The following is a 15,625-nucleotide window of genomic DNA, read 5'->3' as shown; positions in this document are numbered from 1 at the left end:
GGCGATCCTCATAACGTGCAACTGGTCAGGGCGTTACCATCGGCGCCTTTGCCGCGCTCATGGCGAACAGGCGCGCCGCTCGCTCGTACTTCCACGACATAGGCCGTTTCGGGCGAATCGTCCCGGCAGACGGTAATCAGGGCAGGGGTGGCAGTACCGTTGACGCGATAAGTAATGGTTGCGACATCTGCATCCATTTTGGCCTGGCTGGTGGTGTGACTTAGCTCTCTGGCGGATTGGCCAGCAACGCGTACCACCCAAGGGCCATCGTCATCGACGAGTACTTCGGCAGTGGTCCGGCGTGTGACGGCTTCTCCACGCGCGTACTGCAGGATGGCGATCAGATCGTCGGTCTGGCCCTGCAGCTGGGTTTTCTGAATGAACGCAGTGAAGTTGGGCACTGCGATGCCTAACACTATGGTCAGCAGGGCAAGAGTGATCATCAGTTCGATCAGGGTGAATCCATGCATGTCGCTGCGGCGTGACATGGTGCGCTCCGTTTGAATTCTTGAGCGGTTGATAATGGTGTGGCTCGGGCGCTTTGTCCGTTATGCCGGGATGGTCGGTGCATTTGTGATGATGACCGGCTGTCGGGACGATTATCAGGTTTATGAGGTGGCTCCGGCGTGACTGGAGCCATGCTTTGAGGATGGAGCGGCGATGTTTGTCATTCGCAGTCAGGCGCTGCAGAGTGAGGCTCTGCTTGCGTTATCTGCCGGAGTTCCCTGCTTCAAGCGGCCCTGTCGACTAAGAATCAGTTGCCAGGCAACAGCCTGCTTGTGGCACTGGTAGAAACGCCCATTACTCAAAGGACTGGTACCGTTGGCATGGAAGCGTATACGTCTATCGCCGAAGCCGCTCCAACGCAGGTCATCGGCGGTGGGTAGTTGAGTCACATCCAGTACTTCCTGGGTCGCTTCCACCAAGGTCAGCCAACCCTTGCTCCAGTCGCTGCTGCAACTGGCTGCATCGCTGGTACCGCAGAGTACGACCGTCTGACGATGCAGTACCGCTTTGGAGCGTGCGTTCTGAATGGCATCCTGCACTTGGGTGAGCAGCGCCTGCTGTCGGCTGTAAGCGATGAGGTCGGCCAGTGCTGGCATGGCCATGGAGCTGATGATTGCAATCAGCGAGATGGTGATCAGCAATTCGACGAGAGTAAAGCCTTGATCCTTGTTCGGCATGGTGCGGTTCCTTTGCACGTATGATGTGCCGCCTTCCTGATGGCGGTGCCGTCTGGCTTCGACCGACCCGCAGGACGGCGAAAGGAAGCTTTTAGACAAGTATTGGCGTCAGTCCAAGAGCTAATGGCTGGAAATGTGAACCAGAGTCTCGGAGGAGCATGTGGAACGAGAAACCATCATCGTTGGTGGCGGCGTTATCGGTTTGTTGTCGGCTTACTGTCTTGCAAATGCGGGGCAGACTATTGTCCTGCTGGAGTCCGGAAGAGTCGGCACCGAAGCCTCCTGGGCCGGTGGCGGAATCGTTTCTCCGCTTTACCCATGGCGTTACAGTCCTGCGATCACGGCTCTGGCTCATTGGTCGCAGGATTTTTATCCGCAGCTTGGCGAGAGTCTGTTCGAGCAAACCGGTATCGATCCGGAAGTGTACGAGACCGGGCTTTACTGGCTGGATCTGGATGACGAAGAGGAGGCGCTGGACTGGGCCGGGCGGCAGGGTCGTCCGTTGCATCGAGTACCGATGGAGCAGGTTTGTGCCTTCGTTCCGTCGTTGGGAACGGGGTTCTTACGCGCGGTGTTCATGCCGAACGTCGCCAACGTGCGTAACCCGCGCCTTTTGGACGCTTTGCGAGTGGCGCTTGCCAAGCTACCGAACGTGCAGGTGATCGAGCATTGCCCGGTTACCGGTTTCATTCGTAATGGCGAGCGGATTCTCGGAGTCGAGACGGCGCAGGGCGAAATGCTGGCTGATCGGGTTGTTGTCGCGGCTGGGGCTTGGAGCGGCGAACTGCTCGCTACGCTGGGGCTGGAATTGCCGGTGAAGCCAATGAAAGGACAGATGATCCTGTTCAAATGCACCGACGATTTCCTGCCGAGCATGGTGCTGGCCAAGCGGCGCTATGCGATTCCTCGTCGTGATGGCCATATCTTGGTTGGGAGCACACTTGAGGACGCCGGCTTTGACAAGACGCCAACCGGGGATGCCCTCGAAAGTCTTAGAGCGACGGCAATCGATCTACTTCCCTCCCTGGCAGATGCGGAGGTGGTCAAGCATTGGGCAGGGCTGCGTCCCGCCTCGCCTGAAGGCATCCCCTACATCGGGCCGGTGCCGGGACATGATGGGCTCTGGCTCAATTGCGGGCACTTCCGTAACGGCCTGGTGCTGGCACCCGCTTCGTGCCAATTGCTAACGGATCTGATGCTTGAGCGCGCGCCCGCTATCGACCCAGATCCGTATGCTCCCGCCGGGCGGTTCTGATTTTATAAATGGGATCGGGACACAATGCAGTGACCCTTCGTTGCATCTGCATACGGACCACTGACTGAAATTCTCATTTGAAGTCCTCAGAGTTCTTCGCAGTTGTTTCGATTCCTTGCCTGGCGGCTCGGCTTAAAAAGACATTGCCGCTTGCCTCGCAATACTTTCTAAAGGTCACTTTATAATCTCTTTGTACTGTCAGGTGACTAACGAAATCTTGAGAGACTGAGTAGGTATAGCTGTGATTCTTGAATTTCAAGATTTCCTTGTGCGCGCTTCCCTCCGAGGTGTTGACGATAAGAAAATTCCCTGTGGTGGGCTGTTCTTTATAGGGCTATTTACTAGAGGATGGTCGGTTGGTGGAACTGCGGATGTTCAAGGCGGCGAGGGAGCTAGAGAACATTAGCAAGAGAGAAGCGCTGACTTCATACCCCGCATTACTTTCTCGAAATGACTCGATGCGGAATTTTTGATTGCTTTTGGGTGGCGGCCATTCTCTGGTAATACTGGTTATAAGCTTCCTGGGCCTGTGCTCGCTTGCCCAATGCCCAATACGTGTCCGCTAGGTTCAGGTAGGCAACGACTCTGTCCGGGTGTTTCAGGGTAATGTGTTTCAGGAGTTCGGCGGCCTCCGGATAATAGCCCGCCTGCTCGAACAGGAAGCCAAGATCGTTGGACCAGCCGACCTGTTGCGGGAAGTAGTATTTTTCGACGATGTAGCTCTCGGGATGGCATGCGCCATCCTCATCCCCTGCCATGAAGTAGCTGACGAGGGTTTTCAGTTCGCCCTCGTTACCCGCCTTGTAGGCCTTCAGAGCGGCGTCGAAATTGCTGGACGCCATCTTCGGCATCAGCTTTTCCGCCGCCAGCCCCGAGGTCTGGTGCGCAAGGCGCAAGTCCTTCAGAGCGCCGAAGGCGCGAGCACCGTCGAAATCGGCGATCGACGCGAAGCCGAGAGCCCTGCTGTCGATTGCATGGGTGCTCAGCAGGGACTGGTCACACTCGGTGTTGTTTTCATTCAACAGGATCTGCGTCAGGTCGAACGACTTCGCGGCGCCGTCATATCTGAACTTCAGGTTGAAGTTATAAGCCCCATTTCCCTCTTCTCGGGTGATGAGCATCAGGTAATCCCCCGCCTGGGCCGCAGGCGAAAGCAGCGTATGGTGCTCACTCTGCAGATCGGTCACCGCCAGCTCTCCCTGCCGTTCAGAGATCAGGTTGGCGATATAGCCATCGTAGCTCTGAGGGGTAGAGGCGTTCTCAATGCGCGGCAGGACCTTGTCCGTATCGAGCACCGTAGCGCCCGTGCGGTCGGTGATCTGCAGGCGCTGAGCACGTGCGTCGTCATCGTCTGCGATGCGCAGCTCCTGAAGCGAGGACAAACCTTCAGGCCGTATCGTTTCCGCCGTCGCTACAGCACAGGCCAGCATCAGGGCCGAGGTCAGCGAAAAGCGCCACACGCTGAATGTATTGGAATGCACTTTTAGGATTCATTAATTAAATTTAAATAGGGTTATTTTTTATAACTTATACTTTTAGAAGAATTTTAAGAATTCTTGTGTGAAGATTTCTGAAAAATGAAATTCATTGTTCGCAGAAATTTATATCTTCGCAGTGTAGCCAGGCGTTAATTAACGTGCCTTTTTTTGTCACGTAGCGAATTTTGTACCAAAAATAATTTTCATCTGATGTCGCGTCGGTAAGGGCTACCACGTCGCCGTTGATCAAATACATTTTAGTAGTTTTGTTAATGTTTGGCTCGCTGTAGAGAGTGGCTTTTTCGGAAGTAACAGTTGTTGAGATCGGGGCGCGAAGCCGATAGTCGGGACTATTCTTGACTAGCAAATTCTCTGTTTTTCTTCCATCTAGGTAAAGGGCGCGATTGATATAGTCACATCCTATGCAACTGTCAGAAATCGTCAGGATGAGATCATTGTTTTTTATTTTGTATATGTCTTCATGCCACTTTGCGCCGCTTCTGTAGCTGCTAATTAGATAGTCATTTTCTATAGAATAATTGCATAGCTGGCTTTGAAGTTTATCCATGGAACGTAGTGTTTCAATCTCACTGTCGTATCGATAGACCTTGGAGCAAGCGTTCACACTGCCTTCTGCGTTATGCGTCAGAATTACCTCCGAGATCCCATCCAATGTCAGGTCTTCTAATGAAATTTGGCTATATCCATTATCTATTGTATCTAGCATGGTTTCTGGGATTGTAATGGTTTTGCACATGCCTTCGTGGCAGGCTGTAATTGAGAGCTCCGTCCCAGAGTCATTGACGGAAAGCATTGTAGCTTTTTCTTTATTCGTGGCTGCAAACGTGCTCGTGAAAACAAAAAGGACAGCGCCTGCCAGGAAACAATAAATAAAACCAGCTCGAGAATGGATATTAATTTTTTCTTTCGTCATGTCAAATTCCATTCTCTCTTAATGGCCGCAAAAATTTCTTTTCGCTCAGCTAAGCCATTGTATCCACCATTGACGGCCAAAGTAATTAGATCGACATTATTTTTTTCATGCTCAATTAACACGTTAATATCGCCATTGGCATTATATTTTTTATATATTCCTCCAATGTTCCGCCAGAACCAGCAGGATGCATCTACCGCATTGTACATATCTGATGCAATTAGGCCCGGAGAGTCTATGAATTTTATCCCTCGGTATCTGGAATACGCTGCGTAGTTGTTTTTCCAGGTGAGTTGGATCAGCCCTTTTCCTTTGTATTTTGGGCCATCTCCCATTTCTGTATTTCCTCTGCGTATTGCATTACGATGTTGACCAGGGTTGTATCCTTCCCCTGAAGCAAACTCAATTGTTGTCTCGAAGTGTGCCGACTCATGGTAGCACTGAGCCAAAAAGTGAGCTTTTTGGTAACTTGTGGTGATGCCATGTCTGGTCAAGGCAGCATTCAATATCTTTACGAATTCCTCCTTGTCAAATTTGTAAATAGCAGGATAGTTCTCTTGGAAGCGCGTAACGAAACTTCTAGGACCGCCGCGTCCGGTGAACCAATCACCTGGCTTTTTGAGTATTTTTTCTAGGAAGGAGACAGTGATTTCTTCGGTTCGCGGTGATGAGAAGGTTGCTAGGAGTCCAATGGGCTGCAGATGCCAAGCCTTGCCCGATGCATCCAGCTTCAGACTGCCGGCCACATCGCCCCACCAGCTCAGGGTCTTGATGCGGTTCTTCTCTTCGACCCAATCCTGATTCGGATCATCGGGGCTGTGGCCCATCAGATCATCGAGTTCGTCCCAGCGCGAAACCTCCCAGAACCACTCGCTTTCATGCTGGGTGACGAGCTGCGAGATGGATTGAGCCTGCCAGGGCTTTTGCAGGGCCGCCTGAATCTCATCCGAGGTCATCTTGCCGTCGCGGTTGGTGTCGATGATGTCGTAGAGACGGCTGCGTACCGGGCCTTTGTCGGACTGGTCGATCGCGCCCTGGTAGCTGGCCGTTTCGTCGTCGGACAGGCGGCGAGCCGCGTTGAGGTAGTAGGCAAGCCCCGAACTGGGGGTATCGGTATCCTCAAGAAAGTCAAAACCTTCCCATTCCCAGGGGCTGTGACGGGTGGTGATGAGTTCCTGCTCTGCCAGCCAGCCGTTGATGGGTTGGCCATCCTTGTCGGCCAGCAGGTCATCGAGGCGCCACCAGTTGGTCTCGGGCGAGCAGCCGGTTGCCGTGTTGCTGGCCGGGATCTTGATCTTGGCCTCGGCGGGCAACGCATCCAGCAGGCTCTGCGGCAGGATCAGGTCAACGCCTATCTCGGCTCCGTCGTCGGTCAGTTTCGGCGGATTTTCGGCCGTGATGTCATCACGATGGGGGATCAGCTTGCTGGCGCCGGCGTGGACCTTGAGCAGGGTCTTTTCCTCCTCCGGGAGGTTCTGTGCCCAGGTACGGCTTTCGCTGATGAACGTCGGCACGTCTTCACAACTGAAGACCTCCAGGTGCAGCAGGTCCTGGGGCGAGCCGTCGCTCTGGTTCTGGTACTTCCCTACGTGCCCGATCAGGTCGCCCGCCTTGATCGGCACGGGCGGATCCAGCAGCACCACGGTGCCCCAGGTCTTGGGTTGTGATTGGGCCGTCAGGAAGGACGCGGAGATATAGCCGGGTAGGCTCCCGTCGTCCCCGGGTGTCAACGCCGGTTCGTTGTTACCACCGACCACCTGCTCGAGCTTGAGGAACGCTCCTTCACCCGAGGCGCGGATCTGGGTGCCTTTGCTGAGTTTGCCCACTATCGAGGCATTGCCGCAGGCTTCGGCGCGAACGTTGAGCTCGCCGCTGCGGGTGTTGACGGTATACATGCCGGATCCCCAGAACGCCGGGCGCTCCAGTTTTTCGTCCTGGCGGTAGTCTTTCCAGCACTTGAGGTGCATGTACAGGCTGTAGATCGTCAGCGCGGGCGGCTTGGGCTTCGACGCGTCGTCGCTGGCGGGGACCTTGGCCTGCAACGTGTGCCGGACCAGGACGAAGCCTGTAGAAAACGGTGCCCGTATCTGGAACGGTGGTCTACCTGCATAAGTGCTGACGGGGTATTCCTCATCAATCCGGTAAGCGACCACCTCGCCGTGGGTCATGCAGTTGATACGGCTCTGGTCGAAAGCTTCGGAGGTGCCCTTGTCCAGGTGAATGCCGCCATGCCACAGGCCGTTTCCACCGATGGGGTAGAACCCGGCCTTGGCCTTGCTCAGGGCGGTCAGATGCTGAAGCGAGTGGCCCGCAGACGGCGTATAGGGATAACACCAGTCATCCTTGGCAGCGCTTTTGCCGCCCTCGGCAACGTCCGGCTTGGCATCGTCCGGGTTCAGGGTGCCGTTCGCCATGTCCGCGAGGTAGCGTTTGAAATCACCTTCTTCGAGCTCGGCGTGAACGTGGATGGCGTAGCTCTGTGCGCCCGACCGGTCCGTGCCGGCCTGGAGGCCGATGTGCTGGCCGTAGGTGATAGCGTCCCCATCGTTGACCTTGAAGGTGGGGTGGAGGTGCAGGATCTGCCCGATCAGTTGGCCATTGGTGGGGGCGTCATAAATTTTCAGCGTGCCGTAAGCGCGGCTGGTCTTGGCATAGCCGGCCAGCGGGCTGGGGACCGGGATGGACCGGTTGCTGCCGTCCACCAGCAGCACGAAATCCTTCTTGACGAGGGTGCGTCCGCCGACATGGCGCACCTCCTCGAGCTGGCCACTGATGGTTTCGTAGTCCCGGTTGGGTTCACGGCCGGCTGAAGGGTGGTGCTTGGCCAGGTCCTCGTAGCGGTTTACGTCTTCGATGCGGCTGCCAACACTTTCAACGATTCTGAAGCGACGCCCTGTCATGACTTGTCCTGTGAAAAGGTTGTAATCGTATTCAACGCTCAGAGGCCGCAGGCCGCTCCGAAGGTCTTGTAGGTGTCCGTCTTGCCGGCTGATTCGAAGGTGAGGTTGACGTGGCGGTCATCCGATTCGTTGTACTCCGAATGATTAAACTGGCTGACCGTGGTGAGCGTGGCGCTCATGCCCTCGTAGGCGTAGGCCGTACGGGTCGCGTCGATGTCGGTCTGTTGCAGTTCATGGACGGTGCCGGCGATCTTGACGAAGAGCACTTCATCGAGTTCAACGGCGATCGGCTGGGCGTCATCCAGGGCCTGGTACTGCTCATCGGCCGGCACCAGTGCGCAGCGGTAATTCTCGATTCCGCCGCCCTCCTGATATTGGGTGACGGCTTCCTGGTAGGTGATGGGCTCCAGTTCGGCGGCCGCGCAGCCAGTCAGATACCCACAGGACAGGATGAATAAGAATGCCTGGGCGACTAGGTGACGGCCCATAGCTGTTTGTTTCTGGGTCATGACGTTCATAGTTCGACTCAGCCTGAAAAATTCATGGTTCTTTTGACTTTCTTTTTGGGGTTGATCAGGCCAGCTAGCGCCTGCTCCAGCTGATTTCCCGCCTTGTCCTTGTCCGCTGTGCCCGGCAGCACCGGCAGCTTGACACCGATTCCCGAACCCTTGCCCGGCGCTCCGCCTGCGTTGATCTTGGTCATGGGGCCGCTGCCTGTGATGCCGCCTGGATCGAGCTTGATGAAGCTGCCGCCGGCAGTGAGGGTCAGTTCGATGCCGGCTTCGATGACCATCTTCTGGCCAGCCTTGAGGTGAATTTCGCGGCCGGCCTTGGTCAGTTGGGCGGTGCCGAGTTCGATGTGCTGGTTTTGGCCAACGCTCATGTGGTCGTCCGGTTTGATTTCCGCCTTGCGGTCGCCTGTGATTGTCAGGTGTTCCTCAGCCTTGAATTCGCTGTAGCTATCGGCCTCGACGGTGTCGTGGCGTTCGTGCCCGGCGCGGATCTTTTGATCGTGCTCGATGTTCTGGTCCCAGTTGCGCTGAGCATGTAGGTAGATCTGCTCGGCGCCCTTGCGGTCCTCGATGCGCAGCTCGTTGTAGCCGCCCCCGCCCGGTGAAGTCAGGGTCTTGAATACTGTGCGGGTCTTGTTCGCCGGCAGGTCATAGGGCACCTGGTGTTCTGCGTGGTAGAGGCAACCACTGACGAGAGGCAGATCGGGGTCGCCTTCGAGAAAAGTAATCAACACTTCCATGCCGACGCGCGGGATGGCGATGCCGCCGTAACGATCACCCGCCCAGCTGCTGGCAACGCGCAGCCAGCAGCTGGTCTTGTCGTCGGCGGTAGCGATGCGATCCCAGTGAAACTGGACCTTTACGCGACCGTGCTCGTCGCAATGGATTTCTTCCCCGACGGGCCCCGTGACGACGGCGGTCTGACTTCCGAGAACCCTAGGTTTGGGGTGATGCAATGCCGGGCGATAGGGAATGTTCCAGAGAGTGGCGGTGAAGTGGTTGCGGTAGCCCTGGGTGAATGTGTTGCCTGTTCGATCCAGCCCCTCTCCCCGGAGGGCGGAATTCGTGATCGACTCTTCCAGCACCTGCGGCTGCCTGCCTTCGTGGATCACCTCGGTGAGCAGCCAGAGATCGTTCCACTCCGGTCGCGGGTGGTCGGAGATTTCCAGCAGATGACCGCTGACCAGCTTGTGCTGGTCACTATCGCCTTCGGCCAGGCGGTAATCGGCGCGGTGGCGTTCCAGAGCGCGCTGGGACAAATGTTTACCGCGCGTGCGGTCGGTGAAGCGGCCGGGGTAGTCGTAGTCTTCCAGGTCCGGCTGCGCCGTTGTCGGCTGTCCGGAGGGGCCGTTATGAGCGGCTCCCATCACCAGGCGCGGCTGTTCGAAATCATAGTCACGCCGGCTGACGCGGTTGGTGCGGGTTTGCAGACGTACGGCGAAGCCTTTGATCACCGGTTCGTCGGCGACCAGGCCGCTGTTCTGAAGATAGGCCGTGGGTTGCCCGAGTTTGGGAAAGCTGGTCTGGTCATCGCCGAACACCAGTACATGGCCGCCCGAGCTGTGCTCGAAGTGGTAGTGGATGCCTTCTTCCTCGCACAGCCGCTGGATGAAGTGCAGGTCGGTCTCGTCGTATTGCGTGCAGTAGTCGCGCTCGGGATAGATCACCGGACCGAGTTGAAAGCGATAGGCATTGGTCTGGATGCCGTGACCTTCGAGCACCTGGGCGACGATCTGCGGCACGGTCAGATGCTGGAAGATGCGCTGATCGGTGCGGTGGGCGAGATAAGCGAGTTGCGGGACGATGGCCAGCCGGTAGCGTGTCAGGCGCTTGCCGGACTCGCCCTGGGCGACGCGGTGGATCAGACCATGGATGCCGTTGCCCGACGGTGAGAGGGCGAGAAAAACCGGCTGGTGAAGCAGGCTGTGCAAGTCCAGATCGGGGCGCTCACTGACCAGCTCCAGGTCGAAGCGATAGGGTTGGCTGATGGCCTCGCGACCGGTGAACGCGAGCACTTTCAGATCATGCTCGACGCCTTCGATGGTGAGGCTGAAATGGGTGTCATTGGCCGCGTTGAACATCGCGCTTCCTTGTCCTTGTGTCATCCATGGGGGCGCCCGAACCAGCGCTGCAGGCGGCTGGGTGCGGGGCGGCGGAAGATATTCAGTAGCTGGGTCACGCTGCTGGTTCGCTCATCTACATCGAAAGCCAGTGCCATAAGCAGCGACTGCCAAATATGAGTGGGTAGATTTGGCGGGCAGCGCAACTCTTTTTCCAGCGCCATCGCTTTGGCCTGCTTGGCGCTCAAGCGGCGGAACGGGTGGCTGCCGCTTGCCAATTCGAACAGCAGGCAACCGAGCGCGTAGATATCGCTGGCTTCCGATGGCTCGGCACCGTCCAGCAGTTCCGGGGCCGCGTAGCGTGTCGTCCATGCCTTGAAACGGTTGCGGGAGAGGCGCGGCAAGCTGTTGAGCACGCCCTCGAGTGGCTGGCCGAGTCCGTAGTCGAACAGGCGCAATCCGTCTTCGGCGAGTATCACGTTGCTCGGTTTGAGGTCCCCGTGGATGACGCCGCGGCTATGTGAATACGCGAGCGCTTCGAGTAGCGGCAGGGCGATCTCGCGCAACTCATTCCAGGCGAGCCCTTCGGGATGCTCGCTGAGCAGCTGGTCGAGCGTCGGACCCTTGAGCAATTCGAGGGTGATGAAGGCTCGCTGGCTGGCGGTGTCCACGTCGAAGCCGAACAGGCGCACGACGTGGCGATGGCTCAGCCGGGCAGTCAGTGCGAACTCGGTGTAGAGCAGCGCATGGGCGTCGGGGTATTCGGCGAAATCGTCGCTTAGGGTCTTCAGCGCGACGTAGGGTTCCGGATCGCCGAATTGCTCGCGCAATAGATCCCGCGCCCGGTAGACCGCGCCCATGCCGCCGACGCCGAGCAACCGTTCGATCCGGTAACGCCCGCCAAGCACCTGAGGCAGCTCACCGGTTGTAACGGTTGCAGGCGTTGGTGCCTGCCCCGGCGCAGCAGTGGCGGCGAAGGCAAAATAAGTCAGTTCCGAGGCGCACAGAGGTTCGTTCATCGACGCACCACCACGGCGCTGAGATTGTCCCGCGCCGGACCATCCAAGGCTTGGTCGAATAGGCGCTGTAGCGCAAGTCCGGTCGACGGCGAGTTCAGCGCCGCGCTCAGCGTATCCGGCGGCAGACTCTGGTAGAGCCCGTCGCTGCACAGAAGCAGAGTGTCGCCGGGGTGAACGTCGAACTCGAGGATATCCAGCTCCAGTTGCTCGCTGGCGCCGACGGCACGGGTGAGCGCATGTGCCGCAGGGTGGCGCGCAGCTTCCTGCGGGCTCAGGTTCTGCTCGTCGATCAGTTGCCGCAGCAGCGAATGGTCGCGCGAAAGCTGATACAGACGGCTGCTGCGCCAGAGGTAGCAGCGGCTGTCCCCGGCCCAGACGCAAGCGGCGCGTTCGCCTTCCATCAGCAGGGCGACCACGGTACTGCCGATGACTGGGTCGGGACGTTCGGCGGTGACCGTCAGTTCTTGTCCGAGGCGGCGGTTGAGTTCGTGCAGACAGTGGCGCAGGCTGACCAAACGCTCGGCCAAACTGCCTTCGGGCAGCTCGGCCAGTTGCTCGACGATCAGGCGGCTGGCCAGGGCGCCGTTTTGGTGACCACCCATTCCGTCCGCGACGACCCAGAGACCTTGCTCGGGGAGGTCGAGAAAAGCGTCTTCGTTGCGTGCGCGGACCTTGCCTCTATCGGTCCGCGCGGCACTTCGCCAGTTGGCGGTCCGGCTCGGCGTCCCGGTCATCACAGGGTCGCCGGCAGCTTGAAGTCACGCAGCAGGGCGATGTCGAACGGGTTCGGCGAGCGCTGGCTGTGCAACAGGTAGTTGGCGTGGCGCCCGCCGAGGTTGGCCTTGAGCATCAATACATCACGCCCGCTGTGGTAGTCGACCTGCATCAGGTCCAGCAGGCGGAACAGCGACCAGGGGCCAGTGTTCTTTTCGATACCGACGCGGCGTCCACCGAGTTCCTCGACCACCAGGCTGGTGCGGCCATCGTCCGCGGTAGCCGGCCAGCTGAAAGCGGTCTGCACGATCGGCCCATGGCGGTATTCCATCTGCTGGTTGCCGAAGCGGAAGTCGGCGCGACCCAGGCTCGAGTCCAGCGAATAAGGCTCCAGCTTGAAGCGGATCTGTGGCTCGTTCGGGCTCTCCGCGAAAAAGCTGCGGCGGATGGTCTGTGCATGTCCCATCTGCGCCAGGAATTCGCGCGACAGCGGCAGGCCGCGACCATCGACGCGGCGCAGCTGGTACTGGCCGGCGCTGCCGCTGACGAAGGGTTTGAGGTAGCGATCAAAAAAACCGTCGGCAACGCCTTGTGCCTTGAAGAATTCACGGAAATCGGCGATCGCGACGTCACTTTCACTGTGAGCGCTGAACGGATAGCGCTGACGCAGCGACGTTTTGTAGAACGCATACAGCTCGCCCTGGTAGCGCCGATTGAGGTAGTGATAGGCGTCGTTCAAGACTAACGTCCAGCTGTCCTCAGCGAGCAGGCCGAGCCAGTTGCCGATGGGTTGCGGCAGACGGGCCGCGCTGGTGCGTAACTGGTTGATCGCGTCGCGCTGGCCGCCCATACGCGCCTTGGCCAGCTCGAACGCGGCCTGATCCGGCGCGCTGGCGTGGGCCAGGCTCGCCAGTTGCAGCTGCAACGCGTCGAGCGCCTGCAGCGTTGGGATCAGCTCGGCGCTGGCGCCCTCCTGTTCGTCGAGCAGGCGATGCAGCGGTTCGAATCGACGCTCAAGCATCTTGCGCGCGGTGTCCGGCAGCTTCTTGGCCAGTGCGGCCTGGGTTTGTTCTGCAGCGGCCGAGGCCAGTTTGGCAGCCTTGCCCAGTTTGCCATTGGCATCCTTGAGCGCATCGGCGGCATCGGCGGCATCTGCAGCATCACCTGCGGCGTCCGCTGCGCCGGCAAAGCGGGTGTTGTCGCGCACTTCAATCAGTAATTGCAGCAGTGGCGAGTTAGCCGCGCTCAGCCCGCTTAGTAGTACAGCACCCTGGCCGGCGCCAGCAATCGGCTCCAGCGACAGCTGTGCCACGGCTTCGCCCCAGTAGTTGGCGTAGTCGCGAAAGTAGAGCTGTTCCATTTCCACCATCAGGCGCCCGAGGTCCTTCAGGCTCAGGCTGTCGCCCTCGCCGAGCACCCAGTTGTCGCGCAGGATCTCGCGCACCAGGTCGCTGCCCTGGGCGACATAGAACTTCTGGTAACCGTTCTGGGTGTAAAGGCCGGGGATGGCGTAATCGCCGCCGTTGAACAGCGCGCCTTGGGGCCCGAGGCGCTGGCTGAAGCGGTAGTCGGGCAGGCTGCGGGCCTGATCGCGCAACATACGGTAGACGACGTTGGCCAACGATTCGCTGCGCAGCACCTGGCGCGCCTCGGAGACAAGCTGATCGTTGAGCGTGTAAGGCTCGAAGCCTTCTTCGAGCAGGCGCTCGAAATGTGTGTTCAGACCGTTTTGTGCCACGGCATTGCCTGCATAGCGCAGCGACCAGTCGGCTGCCAGCCACTCCTTGAGAAAGCCTTCGTCGCGTCGCTGCTCCAGGTTGAGCATGAGGTAAGCGCGCAGGCTGCCGAGTAGGCGTTCGCGATCGGTGAGGTTGGCGCGTACCTGGGCTTCGAGCTGGCGGCCGACGCGCGGTAGCAGCAGGTTTTCCAGCTCTCGGCGGTACGCCTGACGCAATGTCGGATCGACGTCCTCGCCCTGGTAGAGTCCGCCGCGCTGCAGGTAGGACACCTCGGCTTTATCGGGAAATACTTGGGTTGCGGCATAGCTGGTGTCCAATGCCTTGAGCGTGCGTAGCGCGTCGTCCTGAGCGGCGATTCCCTGGTGCTCGTCGCCCAGCCGATCGGCCAGGCTGCGCAGCTGCTCGAGCCGCTCATGATTGCCGGAGAAACCATTGGCCCAGAGCGCGCCGAACAGCGCCAGGCAGGCGAAGCTCGCGGCATACAAGGCGCGCTGGCCCCAGTCGATACGGCGCACTTCCTTCTGGTCCAGTCCGGCCAGGTCGGCCTCGGGGAAAATCACTCGGCTGAGCAGGTGATTGATGAAGCGCGCTCGGCCACTGCGCAAGGTCGGCAGTGCGTTGCTGGACAGCCCGAGATTACGACCGATGCCGCTGGTCAGCGGATCGAGCACGCCTTGCAATTGCGGCGCGCTGGTCAGGTAGAAGCCGCGCAGCTGGCTGGCACGCTGGTAGCGGTTGCCGGAAAACGCCAGCTCTATGAACAGGCAAAGGCGCTCGCCGATCTGACCGAGCTGATGGGGAAAGTCGAGAATGCGGCCGCGGCGCTGGGTATCTCGCTCCTGGTGCATGCGTAGAATCACCTGGCTGTTGAGCCGGCGTAGTAGCTCCTCGAATTCGCCTCGGATCACATTGACGTCGGTGCCGTCCTGCTCTTTGCGAAAGCTGGCGCCAAGCACCTGATCGCTCTCTTCGCGTGACAGCTGATCGAAGAACTCGTCGAAGCCAAGCACCTTGTCCGCCTTGCTCAGCACCAGATAGACCGGCACGTCGGCGCCCAGGCGCTGGTGGATCTCGTGCAAGCGCTGGCGGCTTTGACGCGCCAGGGTTTCGAGCTCCAGTTCGCTCGATTGCAGCAGTTGTTCGACTGGAATGTTGACCAGCACACCATTGAGCGGACGCGCACGGCGGCGGCGTAGCAGGCCGAGCAGTGTGTCCCAGGCCTTGCCATCGACCGAGGCGTCGGGTTGGGTCAGGTAGCGGCCGGCGGTGTCGATCAATACGGCGTGATCGGCGAAGTACCAATCGGCGTAGCGGGTGCCGGAGACGTCCTTAGTCAAGCGCTGGTTTTCGCTGCGGTTGAGTGGAAAGTCCAAGCCGCAGAAATCGAGCAGCGAGGTCTTGCCGCTGCCCTGGGGGCCAAGCAACAGGTACCAGGGCAGGTCGTTGCGCCATTTCTCGCTACGCCCGCGGTACAGGCTCGAGCGCTTGAGAGTGCGCATGGCGTCCCGGTAGCGTTGGCGCAGGATGCTCTGTTCCTCACTGACCAGCCCTTCGCGGCGCAGGCGCTCCTGCAATTCGTCATCGCTGGCCTCGGCCTGCTGACGACGGGTGCTGCGCCAGCTGGCGAAGACCATGAACAGGCCCCAGGCCAGGCATAGACCGGCAATGGTCAGCAGGCGGCTGGTCGAGGATTCCCAGAATTTGTAATCGTCCACCGCCAGCAGCGGTCCGATGAACCACACCAGCAGGGCCAGTACCAGCAGAACGCATAGGCTCCATACCCAGGTCTTGCGGAAAAACGCGGCAAGCTTGCCGAAAAAAACCTTCATG

The 15,625-nt window shown here is 59.0% G+C and carries 11 protein-coding genes; 1 reads left to right on the top strand and 10 read right to left on the bottom strand.

Annotated features, from left to right (window positions below):
• Positions 1 to 8: 8 nt before the first annotated feature.
• Together GYM54_RS10170 and GYM54_RS10165 are read right to left on the bottom strand one after the other, a co-directional pair.
• Positions 9 to 488: a GspH/FimT family pseudopilin gene (locus GYM54_RS10170; protein WP_131651866.1), complete on the bottom strand. Its 480-nt coding sequence runs from the start codon at positions 486 to 488 to the stop codon at positions 9 to 11.
• A gap of 189 nt (positions 489 to 677) precedes the next feature.
• Entirely contained in the window at positions 678 to 1,184 is a 507-nt protein-coding gene (locus tag GYM54_RS10165) for a GspH/FimT family pseudopilin (RefSeq protein ID WP_181104889.1), read from the bottom strand.
• 160 nt (positions 1,185 to 1,344) lie between these two features.
• On the opposite strand from GYM54_RS10165, the gene thiO reads away from it, so the two are divergent.
• Positions 1,345 to 2,439: a glycine oxidase ThiO gene (gene thiO / locus GYM54_RS10160; protein ID WP_181104887.1), complete on the top strand. Its 1,095-nt coding sequence runs from the start codon at positions 1,345 to 1,347 to the stop codon at positions 2,437 to 2,439.
• A 437-nt stretch (positions 2,440 to 2,876) separates the two neighbouring features.
• Here the strand turns inward: thiO and GYM54_RS10155 are convergent, their stop codons facing one another.
• The 8 genes from GYM54_RS10155 to tssM all read right to left on the bottom strand — a co-directional run bounded on the left by GYM54_RS10155 (position 2,877) and on the right by tssM (position 15,624).
• A complete protein-coding gene (locus GYM54_RS10155; protein ID WP_181104885.1) occupies positions 2,877 to 3,920 on the bottom strand; it encodes a tetratricopeptide repeat protein in 1,044 nt (347 codons plus the stop codon).
• Between the two features lie 103 nt (positions 3,921 to 4,023).
• Positions 4,024 to 4,851 (bottom strand): hypothetical protein, encoded by an 828-nt coding sequence (locus tag GYM54_RS10150; RefSeq protein ID WP_181104883.1) that lies wholly within the window; start codon positions 4,849 to 4,851, stop codon positions 4,024 to 4,026.
• A complete protein-coding gene (locus tag GYM54_RS10145) occupies positions 4,848 to 7,751 on the bottom strand; it encodes a glycoside hydrolase family 19 protein (protein ID WP_181104881.1) in 2,904 nt (967 codons plus the stop codon). Before GYM54_RS10145 ends, GYM54_RS10150 begins: the two co-directional genes overlap by 4 nt.
• A 38-nt stretch (positions 7,752 to 7,789) precedes the next feature.
• Entirely contained in the window at positions 7,790 to 8,260 is a 471-nt protein-coding gene (locus tag GYM54_RS10140) for a hypothetical protein (protein ID WP_181104879.1), read from the bottom strand.
• Between the two features lie 17 nt (positions 8,261 to 8,277).
• Positions 8,278 to 10,344, bottom strand: a complete 2,067-nt coding sequence (tssI, locus tag GYM54_RS10135) for a type VI secretion system tip protein TssI/VgrG (RefSeq protein WP_197445925.1) — start codon at positions 10,342 to 10,344, stop codon at positions 8,278 to 8,280.
• A gap of 20 nt (positions 10,345 to 10,364) precedes the next feature.
• A complete protein-coding gene (locus GYM54_RS10130; RefSeq protein ID WP_197445924.1) occupies positions 10,365 to 11,342 on the bottom strand; it encodes a serine/threonine-protein kinase in 978 nt (325 codons plus the stop codon).
• Positions 11,339 to 12,076 (bottom strand): PP2C family serine/threonine-protein phosphatase, encoded by a 738-nt coding sequence (locus tag GYM54_RS10125; RefSeq protein WP_181104873.1) that lies wholly within the window; start codon positions 12,074 to 12,076, stop codon positions 11,339 to 11,341. The genes GYM54_RS10130 and GYM54_RS10125 overlap by 4 nt, the downstream gene beginning before the upstream one ends.
• Positions 12,076 to 15,624 (bottom strand): type VI secretion system membrane subunit TssM, encoded by a 3,549-nt coding sequence (gene tssM, locus GYM54_RS10120; RefSeq protein WP_181104871.1) that lies wholly within the window; start codon positions 15,622 to 15,624, stop codon positions 12,076 to 12,078. The genes GYM54_RS10125 and tssM overlap by 1 nt, the downstream gene beginning before the upstream one ends.
• Position 15,625 lies beyond the last annotated feature (1 nt).

It is taken from the genome of Pseudomonas sp. MTM4, assembly GCF_019355055.1.
Taxonomy (GTDB): Bacteria; Pseudomonadota; Gammaproteobacteria; order Pseudomonadales; family Pseudomonadaceae; genus Stutzerimonas.
Note: the sequence above shows the minus strand (reverse complement) of the source record. Positions and strands in the feature narration are given on the sequence as shown.